We start from the raw sequence: 1,334 nt of genomic DNA, 5'->3' as shown, positions 1-1,334 counted from the left end.
GCACACAGGCGCCGCAGGCCATCGCCTCGAGCACGGGCAGGCCGAAACCTTCACCGAGGCTCGGGTACGCGACCAGCAGCGAGCCGCCGAGGAGCCCGGCGAGCTGCTCGAACGGCAGATAGCCCGCCCGGATCACGCGCAGCCGCAACGGCGCCGCGTCGAGCGCCTTCTCCACCTGCGCGTCCCAGCCCGGCTGGCCCGCCAGCACGAGGGCGGGCGGATCGGGCCGGTGTTCCACGGCCTTGGCGAATCCGCGGATGAGCGCCGGCACGTTCTTGCGCGGTTCGAGGGCGCCGAGGAAGGCCACGTACGGCATGCGCTCCAGACCGAGGGTCGCGCGCGCGGCGCGGATCTCCTCCGGCGACGGCGGGTGGAAGCGCTCGCTGTCCACGCCGTGCTCGATGATTTCCAGCGCGCGCGGCCGGGCCTTCGTGACGCGGGCCAGTTCGTGCGCGGTGGCACGGCTGGGCACCACGCACAGGTCGGCGCGGCGCAGCGCGGTCGCCGTCCAGGTGCGGAAGAACCGCGCCTTGACCGAGGAATGCAGCACCGCGTCGGTGAAGAACGTGGCGTCGTGGAGGGTCACCACGGAGGCCGCGGGGCTGGCCAGCGGCATCGTGTAGTGCGGTGAATGCACCACGTCCACACCCAGCCGCCGCGCGAGCATCGGCAGCGTGGTCTGCTCCCAGGCCAGCCGCGCGGTCCTGGTCACTGTGGACGGTCCGGCGGGCACGACGCGGGACCGGGGTGCGAGCCGCCGGTAGAGCCGCACGTCCCGAAGCTGGCACACCACCGAAATCGGGGCGCCGTCCGCGTCGAGCGCCTGCACCAGCGAATCCACATAACGGCCGACTCCGCCCCGGTCCGCCGGCACGGCGGTGGCGTCGATCAGGACGCTGGGTTCGCCTCTTCCCACCCGAGCAGGGTACGACCAGCGGGCGACGGTTTGGTCAGGAAATCACAATCTCGCGGTGCGATGAATGTCCCACACCGCCTCGGCCGCCCGGTCCCAGGAGAAATCCGCCGCGCGGCGACGGCCCGCCGCGGCCATCCGGGCGGCCTCGCCGGGGGAGGAAAGCACTTCCCGCAGTGCGGCCGCAAGCGCTTCCACTTCGCCCCGGGGCACGCACCGGCCCGCGCCCCCGGCGACCTCCACCAGCGCCGGGGCGTCCGAGTGCACCACCGGCACCCCGGCGGCCATGGCCTCCAGTACGGGCAGGCCGAAACCCTCCGCCCGGCTCGGCACGGCGACCACCGCGGCCCGGCGCAGCACCTCGGCGAGCTCTTCGTCCGGTATCCGTCCGAGCAGCCGCAGATCCACGCTGTCCCCGGCC

The 1,334-nt window shown here is 73.8% G+C and carries 2 protein-coding genes; both read right to left on the bottom strand.

Annotation, left to right across the window (positions count from 1 at the left end; translation table 11 throughout):
• The coding region (locus FNH05_RS37400) for a glycosyltransferase family 4 protein (protein ID WP_144593543.1) at positions 1-916 on the bottom strand (916 nt) is incomplete at its 3' end.
• A 42-nt stretch (positions 917-958) separates the two neighbouring features.
• Positions 959-1,334, bottom strand: a 376-nt coding sequence (locus FNH05_RS37395) for a glycosyltransferase (RefSeq protein WP_144593542.1), incomplete at its 5' end; no start/stop codon positions are given.

Origin of the sequence: Amycolatopsis rhizosphaerae (assembly GCF_007713715.1) — a bacterium.
Classification (GTDB): domain Bacteria; phylum Actinomycetota; class Actinomycetes; order Mycobacteriales; family Pseudonocardiaceae; genus Amycolatopsis_E; species Amycolatopsis_E rhizosphaerae.
Note: the sequence above shows the minus strand (reverse complement) of the source record. Positions and strands in the feature narration are given on the sequence as shown.